This is a genomic window from Allosphingosinicella indica (assembly GCF_900177405.1).
Lineage (GTDB): Bacteria > Pseudomonadota > Alphaproteobacteria > Sphingomonadales > Sphingomonadaceae > Allosphingosinicella > Allosphingosinicella indica.
Genome location: NZ_LT840185.1, coordinates 1,253,459 through 1,269,116, shown reverse-complemented (window position 1 = coordinate 1,269,116; position 15,658 = coordinate 1,253,459). Strand labels below are relative to the sequence as shown.

16 protein-coding genes are annotated in these 15,658 nt (G+C 67.7%); 5 read left to right on the top strand and 11 right to left on the bottom strand.

All coding sequences use genetic code 11. The annotated features are described in order from the left end of the window. Nucleotides 1-5: 5 nt before the first annotated feature. The 9 genes from B9N75_RS06265 to B9N75_RS06225 form a co-directional block, all read right to left on the bottom strand. Entirely contained in the window at nt 6-959 is a 954-nt protein-coding gene (locus tag B9N75_RS06265; protein ID WP_085218027.1) for a hypothetical protein, read from the bottom strand. Continuing rightward, nucleotides 956-3,601, bottom strand: a complete 2,646-nt coding sequence (locus B9N75_RS06260; protein ID WP_085218026.1) for a fimbria/pilus outer membrane usher protein — start codon at nt 3,599-3,601, stop codon at nt 956-958. The genes B9N75_RS06265 and B9N75_RS06260 overlap by 4 nt, the downstream gene beginning before the upstream one ends. After that, nucleotides 3,570-4,331 (bottom strand): fimbria/pilus periplasmic chaperone, encoded by a 762-nt coding sequence (locus B9N75_RS06255; protein WP_085218025.1) that lies wholly within the window; start codon nt 4,329-4,331, stop codon nt 3,570-3,572. The genes B9N75_RS06260 and B9N75_RS06255 overlap by 32 nt, the downstream gene beginning before the upstream one ends. Before the next feature lie 48 nt (nt 4,332-4,379). Beyond that, nucleotides 4,380-4,970 (bottom strand): hypothetical protein, encoded by a 591-nt coding sequence (locus B9N75_RS06250; RefSeq protein WP_157123726.1) that lies wholly within the window; start codon nt 4,968-4,970, stop codon nt 4,380-4,382. Next, a complete protein-coding gene (locus B9N75_RS06245; RefSeq protein WP_085218023.1) occupies nt 4,967-5,566 on the bottom strand; it encodes a hypothetical protein in 600 nt (199 codons plus the stop codon). The genes B9N75_RS06250 and B9N75_RS06245 overlap by 4 nt, the downstream gene beginning before the upstream one ends. Beyond that, complete coding sequence (locus tag B9N75_RS06240) at nt 5,563-6,123, bottom strand: hypothetical protein (RefSeq protein ID WP_085218022.1); 561 nt, start codon at nt 6,121-6,123, stop codon at nt 5,563-5,565. The genes B9N75_RS06245 and B9N75_RS06240 overlap by 4 nt, the downstream gene beginning before the upstream one ends. A 1-nt stretch (nt 6,124) precedes the next feature. Continuing rightward, a complete protein-coding gene (locus tag B9N75_RS06235; RefSeq protein WP_085218021.1) occupies nt 6,125-6,895 on the bottom strand; it encodes a hypothetical protein in 771 nt (256 codons plus the stop codon). A 230-nt stretch (nt 6,896-7,125) separates the two neighbouring features. Further along, complete coding sequence (locus tag B9N75_RS06230) at nt 7,126-7,611, bottom strand: hypothetical protein (protein ID WP_085218020.1); 486 nt, start codon at nt 7,609-7,611, stop codon at nt 7,126-7,128. 113 nt (nt 7,612-7,724) lie between these two features. After that, nucleotides 7,725-8,249 carry a hypothetical protein gene (locus B9N75_RS06225; RefSeq protein WP_172840827.1) on the bottom strand — a complete coding sequence of 175 codons (525 nt, stop codon included), beginning with the start codon at nt 8,247-8,249 and terminating at the stop codon, nt 7,725-7,727. A 550-nt stretch (nt 8,250-8,799) separates the two neighbouring features. Between B9N75_RS06225 and B9N75_RS06220 the strand changes: the two genes are divergently transcribed. Next, nucleotides 8,800-9,399: a helix-turn-helix domain-containing protein gene (locus B9N75_RS06220; RefSeq protein WP_085218018.1), complete on the top strand. Its 600-nt coding sequence runs from the start codon at nt 8,800-8,802 to the stop codon at nt 9,397-9,399. Nucleotides 9,400-9,406: 7 nt separating this feature from the next. Here the strand turns inward: B9N75_RS06220 and B9N75_RS06215 are convergent, their stop codons facing one another. Beyond that, nucleotides 9,407-10,225, bottom strand: coding sequence for a class II aldolase/adducin family protein (locus tag B9N75_RS06215; protein ID WP_425292416.1), 819 nt, complete (start codon nt 10,223-10,225; stop codon nt 9,407-9,409). Nucleotides 10,226-10,235: 10 nt separating this feature from the next. Continuing rightward, a complete protein-coding gene (gene maiA, locus B9N75_RS06210) occupies nt 10,236-10,886 on the bottom strand; it encodes a maleylacetoacetate isomerase (protein ID WP_085218017.1) in 651 nt (216 codons plus the stop codon). Nucleotides 10,887-11,188: 302 nt separating this feature from the next. Here maiA and trpD point away from each other — a divergent pair, with 302 nt between their 5' ends. Genes trpD through trpA form a run of 4 tightly spaced genes read left to right on the top strand, consistent with a single transcriptional unit; the run spans nt 11,189 to nt 15,618 of the window. After that, a complete protein-coding gene (gene trpD, locus B9N75_RS06205) occupies nt 11,189-12,259 on the top strand; it encodes an anthranilate phosphoribosyltransferase (protein WP_085219434.1) in 1,071 nt (356 codons plus the stop codon). A gap of 1 nt (nt 12,260) precedes the next feature. Next, a complete protein-coding gene (gene trpCF, locus B9N75_RS06200) occupies nt 12,261-13,655 on the top strand; it encodes a bifunctional indole-3-glycerol-phosphate synthase TrpC/phosphoribosylanthranilate isomerase TrpF (protein ID WP_244552482.1) in 1,395 nt (464 codons plus the stop codon). Next, nucleotides 13,649-14,824 (top strand): tryptophan synthase subunit beta, encoded by a 1,176-nt coding sequence (gene trpB, locus B9N75_RS06195; protein ID WP_085218015.1) that lies wholly within the window; start codon nt 13,649-13,651, stop codon nt 14,822-14,824. The genes trpCF and trpB overlap by 7 nt, the downstream gene beginning before the upstream one ends. Next, nucleotides 14,821-15,618, top strand: coding sequence for a tryptophan synthase subunit alpha (trpA, locus tag B9N75_RS06190; protein WP_085218014.1), 798 nt, complete (start codon nt 14,821-14,823; stop codon nt 15,616-15,618). Before trpB ends, trpA begins: the two co-directional genes overlap by 4 nt. The last annotated feature ends 40 nt before the right edge of the window (nt 15,619-15,658 follow it).

Sequence of the window (15,658 nt, the reverse complement as noted above, 5' to 3'; positions counted from 1 at the left end):
AGCGCTCAGACGCCGCAGCGCGTGGCCATACCGCCATCGCGCGGCTCGAAGGTGAGCGTCACGACATCGGCATAATCGCCGGCCGGCAGACGCGCGATCGCGTTGCGATCGAGCGTCACCGCGAACTCGTCGATCTTGCCGAGCGGCGCCGGCGTCACCGGGCAGGTCAGCCGGTCGCCCGGGTTCACGTCCACGCCCGCATAGCGCATGCGGTAATCGATGCCGTCGGCTTCGCGCGCGTTGCGCTTGAGCTTGCCGCCATTGTCGGTGCCGAAGCTCACCTGGTAAGGCACCGTGCTCAGTGCGGTCACCGAGATCGCCTTGCTGAGGTTGCCGCTCGTCGCGCTGATCGTGCCGAAGTCGATCTCGCCGCGGCGCTGGTTGGTGCCGCCGATATAGGCCGCGACATAGCGCGGAATGCGCAGCGCGATCTCCATCTGGCCCGTGAGCTGCTCGTTCTCGCCGCCGATCCGGTCCTTGCCGCCGAAACACTGGTATCTAACGATGAGCTGTTCGGACTGGGTGCCCGCCGCGGCGACCTGGCCGCGCGGCACGTAGAGCTGGAAGCCGGTGGTGGCGACGGCGTTGCGGCCGCGGCCGAACTCGACGCGCGCACCGTTGAGCGCGGTGATCACCTGCGGCCCGGCGACGAACACCTGGCGCGAATTGTCCTGCGTCCACTCGATATCGTAAGTGGCAGGGCCGAACGTGCCGACCCGCGCGCCGTCACGCTCCGGCGTGCCGTCGACCAGCAGAAACTGGACCGAGGTAGCCGAATCGTCGAGCCGGGTGACCTTGACCTGGAAGTTCTTGCGCAGATCCTGCGCACTGAACGGATCGTACTTCTCGTCGCCCTGATTGCCCAGGATCTCGAACTGCGCGCAGCGCGACGAGGTCGCGAGTGCGGGCGAAGCCAGCGCGGCACTGGCCAGCGCGAGGCAGATGGCGAGCCTTTTCACTGTGCTGCTCCCAATTTGACGTCGCCGAGGCGGATGACGCCCTGCGTACCTTCCGGCACGTCGATGATGACCGAGCTTGCCGGTTCGGTCGGCATTTCGATCCGCCATTTGCCGGGGCGAAGGCCTTGGATGCCGAAGCGGCCGCCGCGGTTGGTGAACACCGTCACCGGCGCCCGATCCGGGTTCGCGACCTCGAAGGCGCGGCCCGCGAGCAGGCTGACCGGCGCGCCGTTCTGATCGTAGAGCGTGCCGACGCCGGTGACCGAATAATCGGAGCCGGCGGTGACGAGATAGCCCGAGCGATAGGGCGGGAAGACGCGGAAGTTGCCACGGCCGAGATCGTAGCCGACGGGCGCGTCGGGCACGTCGTAGCTGACCACCCGATCGGCGTAGGACGAGAGATCGGGCTCGACCGCCGGGCCGAATACGCCCGACTTCGCCGAATAGCGGTTCTCACGCGGATCGACATAGACATCCGCCTTGCCGAGACTCGGATGCGGCGCAACCATGGCGAAACTGTCGAAGATCGGCCGCGAGAGGGCAAGCTTGTTCTCGGCCAGCGCGATCGCCGTGCCAAGACGGAACGAAGATCGCTGATCCGTTATGCTGCCGCCGCCGGTGGAGAAAGCGGTCGCGTGGCTGAAGCCGATATCGGCGCGGTTGGCGGTATAGGTGGCGCTGCCGTCGAGGCCGACGAGGCCGCTGCCGTAATCGACATCGACGTCGCCCGAAGCGGACCAGGCGCCGACGCCGTCGCCGCGCGAAGTCTGATAGCCGAAGCGCGCGCGCTCGAACCGCGTGTCGATCTCGGCAATGCCGGTCGAGCGCTGATCGAAGCGATAGGTCAGCGTCAGCCGCACGCCATAGTCGCGGCGGCCGATCTGCCGGTCTTCGTAGACCGCCTCGGCAGCGAGGTTGAGCCGCGGCGACAGGCGGTAGCCGTAGGTAACGCGCGCGCTGACTTCGTCGTCAAATGCGTCGCGGCCCTTGCCGTAGCGGCCGGTGACCGAGACGAACTGCAGTTCGCTCAGCGCCTGCGAATAGGTTGCGCCCAGCTCGAAATCGAAGCGGTTGTCGGCGATCACGTCGTTGGGCGTCGCGAAATTGCGGCTGCGATGCTCGAAGGTGAAGCCCACCGCGCGGCCGACCGAGGCCGAGCCGCCGAAGCTGCGCTGGATGCCGACGTTGATGGCGTAGCCGGTGCCGATATTGTCGACCGTCGACACCGCAAGATCGCCGCCGATCGTGCCAATCTTGGTCGCCGCGACCATTTCGCCGCCGACCACGAGTCCGCGGCGCTGCGCCTGGAAGTTGGCGCCCGCGGTCAGCCGCTCGTTGAGGCCGCGGCGGATGAAGCCCGAGGCCGCCGGCTCATCGAAGCGATAGTCGCGCGAGCGGCCGATCGTCGGCGAGCGGACGCCGCCATAGAGCGCGAATTCGGTGATTCCCGGCGCCAGCAGGGTGCGATCGAAGAACAGCGAGAATTCGATCGTCTCGACCACGCCGGCATCGTCGGTGACGACCAGACGGACGTCGTTCGAGCCTTGCGTGAACGGAAAGTCGCGGACGTTGTAGGTGCCCGGCTGGAGCCGGATCTGGCGCACCGGCTGACCGTTGATGAACGCCTCGACCGTCGAGGGGCGGACGATGGTGAAGGTCCGCTCGCCGCGCGGCTGGACGTTGCGCTGCGGCTGCAGCGTCGAATAGGAACGGACGATCGACAGACCGGAAAGCTGCGTCGTGCCGGAAAAGCCGCGGCCCGTGGGCAGCAGATCACCCGCCGTCCAGCGCGCCAGCGTCTTGAAATCGTCGTAGACGAAGCGCGTGCCCTCGCGGATGAAGCGCGTCTGGCCGTTGTCCGAAAAGCCGAGCTGCGTCGTCGCCTCGTTCTCGAAGACGACGCCGTTGAGGCGGAACGCGCTGTCGATCAGGATGAACGGATCCTGGAAGCCCTTGTCGAGCCCCTGCCAGACGTAATCGAACGAGCTGCGGAAGTTGACGTAGCCGCTGAACCCGGCGGGCTGATCGACCTCGCCGAGAAGATCGTCGGAAAGCTGCGCCAGTGCCAGATCCTGCGTGGTGCGCGCACCCGCCGGAATGTCGATAACGAGGCCGATCGTCTCGGGATCGTAGCGCAGCGGATAGCCAAGCTCGGCCAAGCGCTGGGTCGTGACCTCGCGCTGCCCGGCGAGTGCGGCCTCGATCTCCTCGGCGCGGCGCGCGGCGAGCACGCGGCGGAGCAATTCGGTTAGCCGGGCGGCATTGACCCGGACGCTGTCGTCCGCGCCGAGCACGAAATCGATCTCGCCGAGGATGAACACGCCGTCGCGCAGCGGCGCGGTGAGCGGCACGTCGCGGCCGGTCGGGTTGAGCCGCTGCGCCTCGACCGCGGGTGGCGCCTGGACGGCGCTCTGCTGCGGCTCGGCGGTGACGGCGACGTCGGTGACCGGCCCCGCGCCGCCGGGAACCGGCGGTGCGACGGGCGCGGGCGCCTCGGGCGAAGCTGCGGCGGCGGAAGGCGGCGGCGGGGCCGCGTCCTGCGCATAGGCGATCGATCCGCCCAGCGTCAGGGCGGTCGCGACTCCGGCCTTCAGCGCCCCCTTGAGGCGCTTAGCCCCGACGTGGTGTAAACTCTGCCTCAAGCGTCCCCCCTGCCTGTGGCAATACGATCGGAGTCAGCATTTCGCGCTGTTGCCCCGCCCCCACGAGTCCGAAACCGATCTCCTGCTGAATCTCGGCAGGAGAGAATGTGCGGCTATACACTTCTTTGCCGCCCGCGTCGCGCTGCACGATCTTCAGGCTGCCGGCAGAAAGATAGCCGTAGGTGTTCGAATTGTTGGAAAGGTTCAGCGACACGCGCGGCTGGCCATCGCCCGTCGTCGAGATCGTCGCGTTCGTCACCTGCAGCGCGGGCTTGGCGCCGGGCACGCCGACGCTGACGATCACCTGGAAATTATAGAGCACCTGCACCGCGGACTGGCCCTCGGGCAGCTTCACCGGAAGCTGCGCGACCGTCACGTAGAAATGCTTGCTCTGCGCGAGCTCGGGATCGCCGACATATTGCACGCGGAAAGACTGCGTGCGGCCCGGCTCGATCAGCGCCTGCGGCGGGAAGATCAGGAGATCGTCGGTTTCGCCGCCCGCGGCCTTCAGCGCACCATTCTCGAACGTCGCGGTCTGCGCGCGAAGCTCCACCGGAAGCTGGGTCTGGAAGGTGTTCTGAACCTGGATGACCTGCGACATCTGCCGGCCGGAGGGGAACAGATCGATGATCACCGGCTGTACAGTCATCGCATAAGCTGTGGCTGCCGCGGTCACGATGGCGATCGGCGCGGCTGCGATCAGCGCAAACTTCTTGATCCAGGGCTTCATAGACTCACTCGACGCTAACGGGGGAAGGCTGGGTTGGACCAGATAGGGTTAAGATGTCGCTTCGACCTCGACGATCAGCGTATCGCCATATTGACCGGCGGCAAGGGGGGCGCCGCCGCCCGGAATGGAAATATTTATGCTCGCTTGGCCGGTCGCGGCATCGGGCACCGGAATGATGAGCTGCGCGCTGTTCTGCGTGCTGAACGTGCGCGTAATGCCGGCCCAATTGACCTCGACGTCGAAATCGAGCCGCGAACGGAACGCGCCCGTGTCGGTGCCGGCACCCTCGCGGATCAGCGCGCCTTCGCGGCTGGCGATGCGGAGCTGGTGCGCGGTGTTGCAGGTGATCGGCAGGCTCAAGGAAATGCCCGACTGCCGCGGCACGCCGGTTTCCGGATCGATGAAGCCGGTGGGCGAAAGCGCGACGTTGACGCCGCCGCCCGCGCGATCGAGCCGGGTGTTGACCTGGCTGTCCACCGTCGGCGCTTCTATGAGGCAGGCGCGCGTCGCCTCGCCCTCGAACACGATCGATCGCTCGAGCGATTCGGGAATGGGGTCGGTGACGACCTGCGCGAAACCGGCGGAGGCGGTGAGGCCGGCCGAAACCGCAAGCGACAGACGGAGCAGCGTCTTCATCATCGCGGGCCTACCGTTATGCGGATGGTGTCGCGATACTCGCCGGCGAGCAGCGGCGCCTGGGTGGTGATGTTGGTCGCGCCCGGCATCACCTGCAGGCGAAGCAGCAGCGGCGAAGCGGTCGGCTCGGCGTCGACCGGAGCGCCGCGGCGCTCGCGGCGGCTGAGCGCGTCGGCGTCAAGCCGGATCATGTCCTCGTCACGGCGAAGCTCCGCCATGTAAGGCACCGCATTGGCGAAGCCGAGCGGCACCGCGCCGCCGGCGATTTGCCGGTAAAGCCCGTTGTTGTCCGAGGCGAGCGCGATCTCGTACGGATAATTGCAGAAACCCTGGAACGCGATCTCAATCGATGCGGCCTGCGTCGAGAGCGTCGCCGGGTCCATCATCTCCTCGATGCGGATCACGCGGCCGATGATCGTCCGGACGTTGAGCGGCGCCGAGGTGTTGGAGATCGTCGGCTCGCCGAGCGTGCACAGTTCGGGCACCGATCCAGTGACGATAAAATCGCTCTGGTCGCCGCCGTCGGGCAGTTCTGCATCCTGCGCGAAGGCAGGGCCGGCGACGGCGGCAAGCGCGAGGAGGAGCGCGGCGCGGATCATGGCGTCGGCGCCAGCGTCACGGTGACGGTGCCCTGATAACGGCGGCTGGCGACGGGGCGGATGCCCGATCCGCCCTGCATCTCGAAGTCGGAGACGTCGATGATGATGTCGCCTTCACGCGGTTGCGGCTGGAGGCGCACAGCGGTGGGCTGAATGACGGGCCCGGAGGTGTCGTACGAAGCGGGCTGGTCGGTCCAGCCGCTGGCGGTCGCGACGAAATTGACGCGGCGGCCGAATCCCTCGCGCGGCGTCCCGCCGGCATCGACCGGAAGCATCTCTTCCGCCTCGATCGAAAGCTGCGACGGCGAGTTGCAGAAGCTGGCGGCGATACGCTTCGACGGCGCGGCAAGATCGCGGCGGAGCAGCCCGGTGATGCTGTCGCTCAGCACGCCCATCGCGAATTCACCATTGGCGTTGGTCAGCTCGCCGAGCAGGCAGAGCGGCGGCACATCGCCGTTGATGAACCAGATTTCCTGCTGCACGTCGCGCGTGTCCTGCGCCTGGGCGGCGGAGGCGACGGCGGTGCCGGCCAGAAGAAGGAAGCGCAACGCTTTCATCTCAGCTCCCCGGGCTCAAGGTCAGGACGACGGTGCCGACATATTGGCCGGCAGCAAGACGCGCATCGCCGCGCGAGAAGGCGTCGCGCGGCCCGTCCGCGGCGGTGGCTGAAACCACCGCTTCGGATTGCGAGCCGTCGGCATTTGCGAAGGTGAGCTGGCTGTTGGTGAACGATCCCAGCGTCACGCCGACCGCGCCGTCGGTGGTCGCATCGGTGAAGGTGCCGGTGGTGACGCCGCCGCCGCAGCCCGGCTTGCTGCCGTTGGGGCCGCCATTGCCGTTGCCGCAACCGTTGTTGCCGTTGCCGTTGCCGCCGGTCTGCGTGTTGCCGCCGTTATTGTTGCCGTTGCCATTGCCGTTACCGGTCGTGCTGCCGGTAACGACGCCGGGAACGCTGACGGCGATGTCGTAGATGATGGCGCGGTTGAAGCCGTTGGCGGTCGCGCTGCCGTCGCTGTCGGCGAGCACCATGGCGGTGCGCGTCAGCGTCAGGCGGTTGGCGGTGCCGGTGCACGAGGCGCGGACGCCCAGCGTGTTGAGCTTCGCGGCGACGAGCTGGCCGACATTGCCGCGGGCGAAGCCCTGCGTGTCGGAGAGATCGTCGGAAATATAGGCGCTGTTGCCGTTAGCGGAGACTTCGCACCGCGGCGCAACCTGCGCGTTGATGACGAGGCTGAGCGAGCTGTCGGTCGCGTCCGTCGATCCGCCCTGCGCAAACGCCGGCGTGCCGATGAAGGCGGCAGCAATGGCGAAGGCGGCGATCCTGGACATGGAGCCTCGGGGAAAGAGGGGAAATCCGGGGTGGGCCTTGGACCCACCCCGAACTCTCGATCAGGCGATTAGTTGCCCGGGGTGATCGTCAGAACGACCTGACCGGTGTAGTTACCGGCGGTCAGACGAGCGTTGTTGCCCGGGTAGTTCGAGCGGTCGCCGTCGCCGGTGCCGTTCGTGGTCGCTTCCGAGGTGCTGCCCGACTCGTTGGAGAAGTCGAGGCGGCTGCCCTAGCCGGTCGCGCCGAAGTTGCTGACCGGGGTCGAAGCGCCGACACCGACGCCCGGGCCGTTGCCGGGACCATCCGACGAGCCTTCGATCGGACGGAAGCCGTCGACGCGCTGCGCGTCCTGAACGTCAACCGCGATGTCGTAGATCACCGCCTGGTTGAAGCCGTTGTTGACCGAGCCGTCGCCGGTGGTCAGCGGGGTGCGGGTCAGCACGACGCTGTTGCGCGCGCCGGTGCACCATGCACGCGGGTTGGTGCCGTTCAGGCCGGCGGCGATGCGCTGGCCGAGGTTGCCGCGAGCGCGGCCCTGATCGTTCGAGATCGAATCAGCCGGCAGCGTGATGCTGTTGCTGTTCGTGCTGATCTGGCACTTCGGCGGGTTGTCGCCGTTGATGTCCCAGGTCTGGGTCTGCGGACCCTGGGTGCTCTGCGCGAACGCCGGGCCGGCAAGGACGGCAACCGCCGCGGTCAGAAGGATCTTCTTCATAATCATTCTCCCATCACACTTACTTTTGCTGCCGGGTTTGGGCCCGGCGCCCTTCTTGCGGTCGATCGCGACATCCCCGTCCGCCGATCCACAAATCTCGTTTCAACCGTGCGTCAGTTTCTCACTCCCACGACCACGGTCAGCGTATCCTGGTAAATGCCGGCGGCGCGGCGCTGGCCCGAGCTCGCATCGGACGGCCAGCTCACCTCGATCGAACCTTCGCGGTTGATCGCGGTCCGCTGGCCGGAGCGAAGGCCCTGGCCCGGAGTCTTGCCGAAGAAGGCGCAGCCGCCCGAATTGCGGACCAGCGCGTCCGACGAACATTGGTCGGGCGTCAGCGGCTGGCCGTCGGTATCGACGCGCAGCTTCACATTGTAGGGCTTCTCGACCGAAAAGCCGTTGGCGCTGTTCGCATTGCCGGTGGCGGTCGAAAGGCGGAGCGCACCGTTCTCGGAGCTGACGCCGATCGCAAAAGGCACGTTGCAATTGAGCTTGAAGCCGAAGTTGAGCGTGGTCGCGGCTTCGAGATTGGGGGTGGAGGCGCTGCTGGTCGGGCCGTTGGCGGCGATGCCGCAACGCTCTTCGATCTTCGCTTTCACGTCGATCGTGATGGTATCGGAGTCGGACGCCGTGGCCATCGCCGGGGCAGCGACCGCCGCCAGGCTCAGGCACACAAAGCTCCCCGCGAAAAAGCGCAAATCCAGCACCCCGCATCCGAGATCCGACTCGGACCCCCCGAGTTGGTTGACGATGTATTAATGCGGAGGCGGGGCTGGCCGCATCCCCAAAGTTGGGGAAGGAGGCTGCAGTATGGTTAAGAAAGTGCTGCTGCTGGAGCGTTCTGCAAGATTTTTCCTGCTTTTCCGTAGCGTTGGGACATGTAAGCCCTAAAAGCCCAAATGTGCCGTCTTAGGATCATGACCCAAATCGGGACGCGCCATCCTTCCCAAGTTCAAATATATAGTTAAGAAAGTATAACTATACTGGGGCATAAGTATAGAATACGGGGTTATCCACAGGCATTTCTTGTAGCATCCATCAGCATTATCCTTTGTGCGCTGCAGCGCGGCACTACCGGTTGACAGCTTGTTACCTGCTGGTGTTTACCTCGGCGCGCCGGGTTGATCGGGGGCCTCAGGGTACCGGTCCTTTAGAAAACTCCAGCTTGTACAGGCGATTGGGGTGGGGATGCAGGCGAAAGCGGGAAACGGGACTGGTCCCGAAACATTCGCCGAAAGTCTCGCTCTCGGCTGGGTCGAGCGCGACGTGCAATCGCGGCTGATCGTCGATGAAGATTTGCAATATATATGGTCTAACGGCGCGGCGAAGTCGGAGCTGGAGCGGCGGCACGATCTGGAATTGCGCGACGGACAGCTCGCCACCACCAATCCCGCATTTCAGCAACAGCTCGCCGGCTTCGTCGAATCCTGTGACGGGTCGACCTGCACCTGGGCGCTGCCGTGCGAGGATGGCGACGGCCACGTTCTCTTCCGCGCGACCGAGATCGGGCTGGACGAGAACGGCCAGCGCTACATCGGCCTGATGTTCTACCGGAGCGGCAGCGCCTTCACGACGCGCTATGCCGATCTCGACCGCGTGTTCCAGCTCACCCCCGCCGAGCATCGCGTGCTCGGCCGGCTGCTCAACGGCCAGACCGCGGACGAAGTGGCACGCGACCTCAAGGTCTCGATCGAGACCACGCGATCACACATCCGCCAGATCTACACCAAGCTCGCCGTCACATCGCGGGAGGGGCTGTTCAGCAAGGTGCGGCCTTACCGCATCTGAGCCGGGCTCAGGTCGCGAAGCTGGGATCGAGACGATAGGCCTTGCGGAGCAGCGCCGGCCAGGCGAGCGCGCCCGCGGCCATCTTCAGCCCCATCTTGCCCTGTTGCGCGGTCACTTCGGGCGATCCCTGCGGCGGATTGTTCACGTTGCCGGCGCCGGCCGAGAGCGCCAGCACCTGCGCCTCGCAGGCACGCTCGAGGAAATAGATGCGCAGGAACGCCTCGCCCACCGTCTCGCCCACCGCCAGCGTGCCGTGGTTGCGCAGCAGCATCATGCCCTTGTCGCCCATGTCGGCGATGATCCGCTCGCGCTCGTCGAGATCGACCGCGACCCCTTCATAATCGTGGTAGGCGATGTCGTCGCGGACGAGCATCGCAGTCTGGGTCAGCGGCATCAGCCCTTCCGACTGCGCCGCCACCGCCTGACCGTGCGGGGTGTGGAGGTGGATCACCGCATGCGCATCCTCGCGCGCCATGTGCAGCGCGGAGTGGATGGTGAAGCCCGCCGCGTTGGTGAAGAAGGGTGTCGGGCCGACGGGATTGCCGCTCATGTCGACCTTGACCAGGCTCGACGCAGTCACTTCCTCGAAGGTGAGCTGATAAGGATTGAGCAGGAAATGATGCTCCGGCCCGGGCACGCGCGCGGAGAGATGGGTGAAGATAAGATCGTCCCACCCGTAATGCGCGACGAGGCGGTAGGCGGCGGCGAGATCGACGCGGATCTTCCACTCCTCCTCGCTCACGCTCCCCTTCAGCGAGGGGATATCGACCTGCGCGAGCGCCGTGGCATCGGCCATCTCGCGTCCCATTGCCTCGATGCGGCCCATCATCCTCTCCTCATGATTTCTGCACATCCGGCACGAAGCGGTCGGGATGCGCTTCGGCGAACGGTTCCAGCGCCTGCGCTTCCGCATCGACCCGCACCAGCAGCGGATAGGGATCGAGCGGCAGCTTGTAACGGCGCGCATTGTACATCTGCGGCACCAGGCAGATGTCGGCGAGCGTCACCGTATCGCCAAACAGGAAGCGCCCGGCACGCGCCGCGGCCATCGCTTCCAGCGCCTGCAGCCCTTCCGCGAGCCAATGCCGGTACCAATCGTCGCGCGCCGTTTCCGGCTGCTTGAGCGACCCGGCGAGATATTTGAGGATGCGCAGGTTGTTCACCGGATGGATGTCCGCCGCGATCGCCAGCGCCAGCGCCAGCACATGCGCGCGGTCCGCCGCGTTTGCGGGAACCAGCGGCGGATCGCGGAAGATCGCGTCGAGATAGTCGATGATCGCCAGGCTCTGCGGGATCGCATGACCGTCGATCTCCAGCATCGGCACGAAGCCCTGCGGGTTGATCGCGCGGTAGGCAGCATCCTTCTGCGCCCCCGCGGCGAGATCGACCGGATGGTGGCGATAGGCGATCCGCTTGAGATTGAGCGCGATCCGCACGCGATAGCTGGCCGAGGATCGCCAATAATCATGGAGCAGCGGCATCGTCATGCGCGCCGTTAAAGCACCGCCGCCGGGCGGCGGGCAAGGGCGCGTGCGAATCCGGCTTGACCGCGGCGCACAAATCCCGGAGCCTTAAGGGCGATGAAGACCTGCACGTTCCCGATCGAAGCCATGCGCGCCCTCCCGGCGCCGGTTTCGTCGCGTGCGTGGCGCTGGTGGTGGACTTCCACCCCGCCGGCGGCTGCCCAGCATCGATGGTGACGAAGACTCCCTAGCGCTTCGTGTTCCCGATCAAGGCCCGCCCATCCGGCGGGCCTTTTCTTTTGCGCCGCAGCTTCAAGGACTTCGCCATGTATCCCGTCGATCAGCTTACCCGCCCCTTTACCCTCGCCACCCCGCCGCAGACCGACCCGGCCGAGACCGCGCTCACCCGCTTGCTTTCGGGCGACCGGCTCGACGAGCGCGCCGCTTCTCACCTTTTCACCGCGCTCGTCGCCGGTGCGCTGTCCGAAACCGCGATCGCAGCGATGCTCGTCGCGCTCCGGCTGCAGGGCGAGACCGCGCCGGTGCTGATCGGTGCCGCGCGGGCGCTCCGCGCTGCCGACGCGCCCTTCCCGCGGCCCGACTATCTGTTCGCCGACAGTTGCGGCACCGGCGGCGACGGATCGGGATCGATCAACGTCTCCACTGCCGCCGCTTTGGTCGCCGCCGCCGCCGGGCTGCCGGTCGCCAAGCACGGCAATCGCTCCTTCACCTCGCGCTGCGGATCGGCCGACGTTCTGGAGACGCTGGGCGCGAAACTCGACGTCGATGCCTCCGTGTCGCGCCGCGCGTTGGACCAGGCCGGCTTCTGCTTCCTCTTCGCGCCGCTCTACCACCCCGGCCTCCGCCACGCCGGGCCGGTGCGCCGTGCGCTGAAGGTTCGGACGGTGATGAACATTCTGGGCCCGTGCGTGAACCCGGCCGAGCCGCGCGTGCAATTGCTCGGCGTCGCCGATCGCACGCTGCTGGTGCCGGTGGCGCGGACGCTCGCGGCGCTCGGCGTTCAGCGCGCGCTCGTCGTCCACGGTTCGGGGCTCGACGAGGTCGCACTGCACGGCGAGACCGAGGCCGCGCGGCTCCAGGATGGCGAGATCGAGACGATCTTCCTCTACGCCGAAGACGTCGGCATCGAACCGCGGCCGATGGACGCGATCGCGGGTGGCGGGCCTGAGGAGAATGCGGCGCGGCTTAAAGCGCTGCTCGACGGCAAGGGCTCCGCGGCCGAGGCCGACGTGGTCGCGCTCAACGCAGGCGCGCTGCTGATGACCGCGGGAATCGCGGCGGACTTCCCCGCCGGCGTGCGCCTCGCCGCCGACGTGCTCGCATCGGGCGCCGCGGGCCGCACCCTCGCTGCCTTCGTGGAGGCTGTGCGTGGCTGACATGCTGGCCGAAATTGTCGCCCGCAAGCGCGTGGATGTCGCGGCGCGGCTCGGGCGGCGGAGCCTCTCCGACTTGATGAGCCATGCCCGGCCCACGCGGCGCAGCCTCCGCGCCGCGCTCGCCAGGCCGGGCGCACGCTTCGTGATGGAGGTGAAGCGGGCCTCGCCGTCCGCGGGCGCGTTGCGCGAAGACGCCGATCCCGCCGCTATCGCCCGCGCCTATCGCGGCGCGGCGGATGCGGTGAGCGTGTTGACCGATACGCCCTATTTCGGCGGCTCGCTCGCCGATCTGGCAGCGGTGCGCGCGGCGTTCGACGGGCCACTGCTCGCCAAGGATTTCGTGATCGACGCGCGCCAGATCGCCGAGGCGCGGCTGCACGGGGCCGACGCGGTGCTGGTGATGCTTTCGGTGCTCGACGACACAGCGGCGGCGCGGATGATCGCGGTCGCGCGGCAGCTCGGCATGGACGCGCTGGTCGAGGCGCATGACGAAGCGGAGGTACGCCGCGCGGTCGCGCTCGGCGCGCCGCTGATCGGCATCAACAACCGCGACTTGAAGACGCTGACCATCGATCTCGCCGTCACCGAGCGGCTCGCCGCGCTGGTCCCGGCCGATCGCAAGCTTGTTTCCGAATCGGGCATCGCATCGCGCGCGGACGTCGCGCGACTGGCGCCTCACGCCGACGCCTTCCTCGTCGGATCGTCGCTGATGCGCGCCGCCGACCCCGCCGAAGCGGCGCGACAGCTCGCGTTCGGCCGCATCAAACTGTGCGGAATGACCCGCGCAGCCGGCATTCTCGACGCTGCGGCGAGCGGCACGCGCTATGCCGGGATGGTGATCGTCCCCGGAACCCCGCGCGCCGTGACGCCTAAGCGTGCTGTCGAGCTTGCGTCGTTTGCTGCGCAGGAAGGCATGAGCCCGGTCGCGGTGTTCCGCGATGCGCCGCTGGCCGAAGTCGCAGACACCGCCGCTGCCGGCCCCTTCGGTGCGGTGCAGCTCCACGGCAGCGAGGATGCGGATTATGTCGCCGCACTCCGCCGCCGTATCCCCGAAGGCTGCGAAATCTGGGCTGCGAGCGCGGTGAACGGCACCGCCGCGGCTGCGCGGGCCGGGGCCGACCGCACCTTGTTCGACACCAAGGTCGCCGGACGCTGCGGCGGAACGGGGCGAAGCTTCGATTGGGCGCAGGTGGCGTCGCGTCCCGATTTGCCGAACGGGCTGCTCGCCGGCGGTATCGGCGCTGCCAATGCCGCCGCCGCCGCGCGCGTCGGCGCGTTCGCACTCGATGTCGGTTCGGGCGTCGAGGCCGCGCCCGGGCGGAAATGCCCCAACAAGGTCGCCGCGCTCTTCGATGCGCTACGCACGCCGTCGCGCGGAGACGCGCCGCGATGCTGATGCCCGACCGCTTCGGTGCCTATGGCGGCACCTATGTCCCCGAAATCTTGGTCCCCGCGCTCGAGGAGCTGGAAGCCGCCTTCCTCGCCGCGCAGGACGATCCCGCCTTCGAGGCGGAGCTTGCGGCGCTGCTCGGCAAATATGCCGGTCGGCCGACGCCGCTCACCCGCTGCCGCAACCTCGGCGACGATCGCGTCCGCATCTATCTGAAACGCGAGGATCTGCTCCACGGCGGCGCGCACAAGACCAATCAGGTGCTGGCACAGGCGCTGCTCGCCAGGCGGATGGGCAAGACGCGGCTGATCGCCGAGACCGGCGCCGGCCAGCATGGCGTGGCGACGGCGATGGCGGGCGCGCTCTTCGACCTGAAGACGCGCGTCTACATGGGCGCCGACGATGTCGCGCGGCAGCAGCTTAACGTTTTCCGCATGGAATTGATGGGCGCCGAGGTGGTGCCGGTCGAATCGGGCGGGCGGACGCTGAAGGATGCGGTGAACGAGGCGCTGCGCGACTGGACGGCGAGCTTCGCCGACACCCATTATCTGCTCGGCACCGTCGCGGGCCCGCACCCCTTCCCGCTGATGGTGCGCGAGTTCCAGCGCGTCATCGGCCGCGAGGCGCGGATGCAGATATTGGCCGAGGAAGGCCGGCTGCCCGACGCGGTGATCGCCTGCGTCGGTGGCGGATCGAACGCGATGGGGCTGTTCGCCGATTTCATCGACGATGCCGAAGTCGCGCTGATCGGTGTCGAGGCGGCGGGGCGCGGGCTCGATGGGACCGAGCATGGCGCAACCTTGCTGCGCGGCCGTCGCGGCATCCTCCACGGCGCCGAGACCTATGTGCTGCAGGATGCGGACGGGCAGATCGACGCTACCTGGTCGGTCTCCGCCGGGCTCGACTATCCGGCAGTCGGCCCCGAACACGCGCATTTGAAGGACAGTGGCCGCGCCCGCTACGTCGGCGCGAGTGATGCCGAGGCACTCGACGCCTTTGCCCGCCTGGCGCGATCCGAAGGTATCGTCTGCGCGTTCGAATCGGCGCATGCGCTGGCGCATGCGCTCAAGCTCGCCGAAGAGGACGGCGAAGAGCGCGTGCTGCTCGTCAACATCTCGGGTCGCGGCGACAAGGACATGGCGCAGGCACAGCGTCTGCTGGGCGCGGCATCATGAGCCGCTACGACGCGATGTTCGCGCGGCTGCGGCGCGAGAATGCGGGTGCGTTCGGTGCCTTCGTCATGCTCGGCGATCCCGATTTGGAGACCAGCGCGACGATCCTCGATGCGCTCGCCGCGGGCGGCGCCGACATGATTGAGGTCGGCATCCCCTTTTCCGATCCGGTCGCCGACGGGCCGGTGATCCAGGCGGCGGCGCAACGCGCATTGGCCCGCGGTGTGACGCCCGCAGATTGCTTCGATCTGATCACAGGCTTCCGCGCCCGGCACCCGGACGTGCCTGTCGGCATACTCACCTATGCCAACATCGCGACCGCGCGCGGCGTGGACGCCTTCTACGCGGCCTGCACCAAAGCCGGCGTCGACAGCGTCCTGCTCGCCGACGTACCGGCGCTGGAAGCGGGGCCGTTCACCGATGCTGCCCGCGCGCACGATATCGCGCCGGTGCTGATCGCCGCGCCGAACACGCCGCGCGCCACCATCGCGCGAATCGCCGGGCTGGGCGGCGGCTACACCTATTGCGTCGCGCGCGCCGGGGTGACCGGCGCCGGCACAGAGATGCGGCTGGAGCATGATGCCGTGTTCACCGCGCTTTCCGAAGAACGCGCGCCGCCGCCGGTGCTGGGGTTCGGGATATCGGAGCCGGCGCACGTCCGCGCTGCGCTGGCCGCGGGAGCGGCGGGCGTCATCTCGGGATCGGCGATCGTCGGGCGGATCGCGGAAGCCGCCGAGCCGGTTGAGACCGTGCGCGCGTTCGTCGCCGGGATGAAAGCGGCGACGCGGCTGCGCTGACGCCCCACAAACGAAAACGCCCCGGCGGAACCGCCGGGGC

Coding starts and splice junctions, on each gene's coding strand:
- B9N75_RS06255 (WP_085218025.1), bottom strand. CDS start 4,331: ATGAAGCCCTGGATCAAGAAGTTTGCGCTGATCGCAGCCGCGCCGATC.
- B9N75_RS06250 (WP_157123726.1), bottom strand. CDS start 4,970: ATGATGAAGACGCTGCTCCGTCTGTCGCTTGCGGTTTCGGCCGGCCTC.
- B9N75_RS06245 (WP_085218023.1), bottom strand. CDS start 5,566: ATGATCCGCGCCGCGCTCCTCCTCGCGCTTGCCGCCGTCGCCGGCCCT.
- B9N75_RS06240 (WP_085218022.1), bottom strand. CDS start 6,123: ATGAAAGCGTTGCGCTTCCTTCTTCTGGCCGGCACCGCCGTCGCCTCC.
- B9N75_RS06235 (WP_085218021.1), bottom strand. CDS start 6,895: ATGTCCAGGATCGCCGCCTTCGCCATTGCTGCCGCCTTCATCGGCACG.
- B9N75_RS06230 (WP_085218020.1), bottom strand. CDS start 7,611: ATGAAGAAGATCCTTCTGACCGCGGCGGTTGCCGTCCTTGCCGGCCCG.
- B9N75_RS06225 (WP_172840827.1), bottom strand. CDS start 8,249: ATGGCCACGGCGTCCGACTCCGATACCATCACGATCGACGTGAAAGCG.
- B9N75_RS06220 (WP_085218018.1), top strand. CDS start 8,800: ATGCAGGCGAAAGCGGGAAACGGGACTGGTCCCGAAACATTCGCCGAA.
- B9N75_RS06215 (WP_425292416.1), bottom strand. CDS start 10,225: ATGGGCCGCATCGAGGCAATGGGACGCGAGATGGCCGATGCCACGGCG.
- maiA (WP_085218017.1), bottom strand. CDS start 10,886: ATGACGATGCCGCTGCTCCATGATTATTGGCGATCCTCGGCCAGCTAT.
- trpD (WP_085219434.1), top strand. CDS start 11,189: ATGTATCCCGTCGATCAGCTTACCCGCCCCTTTACCCTCGCCACCCCG.
- trpCF (WP_244552482.1), top strand. CDS start 12,261: ATGCTGGCCGAAATTGTCGCCCGCAAGCGCGTGGATGTCGCGGCGCGG.
- trpB (WP_085218015.1), top strand. CDS start 13,649: ATGCTGATGCCCGACCGCTTCGGTGCCTATGGCGGCACCTATGTCCCC.
- trpA (WP_085218014.1), top strand. CDS start 14,821: ATGAGCCGCTACGACGCGATGTTCGCGCGGCTGCGGCGCGAGAATGCG.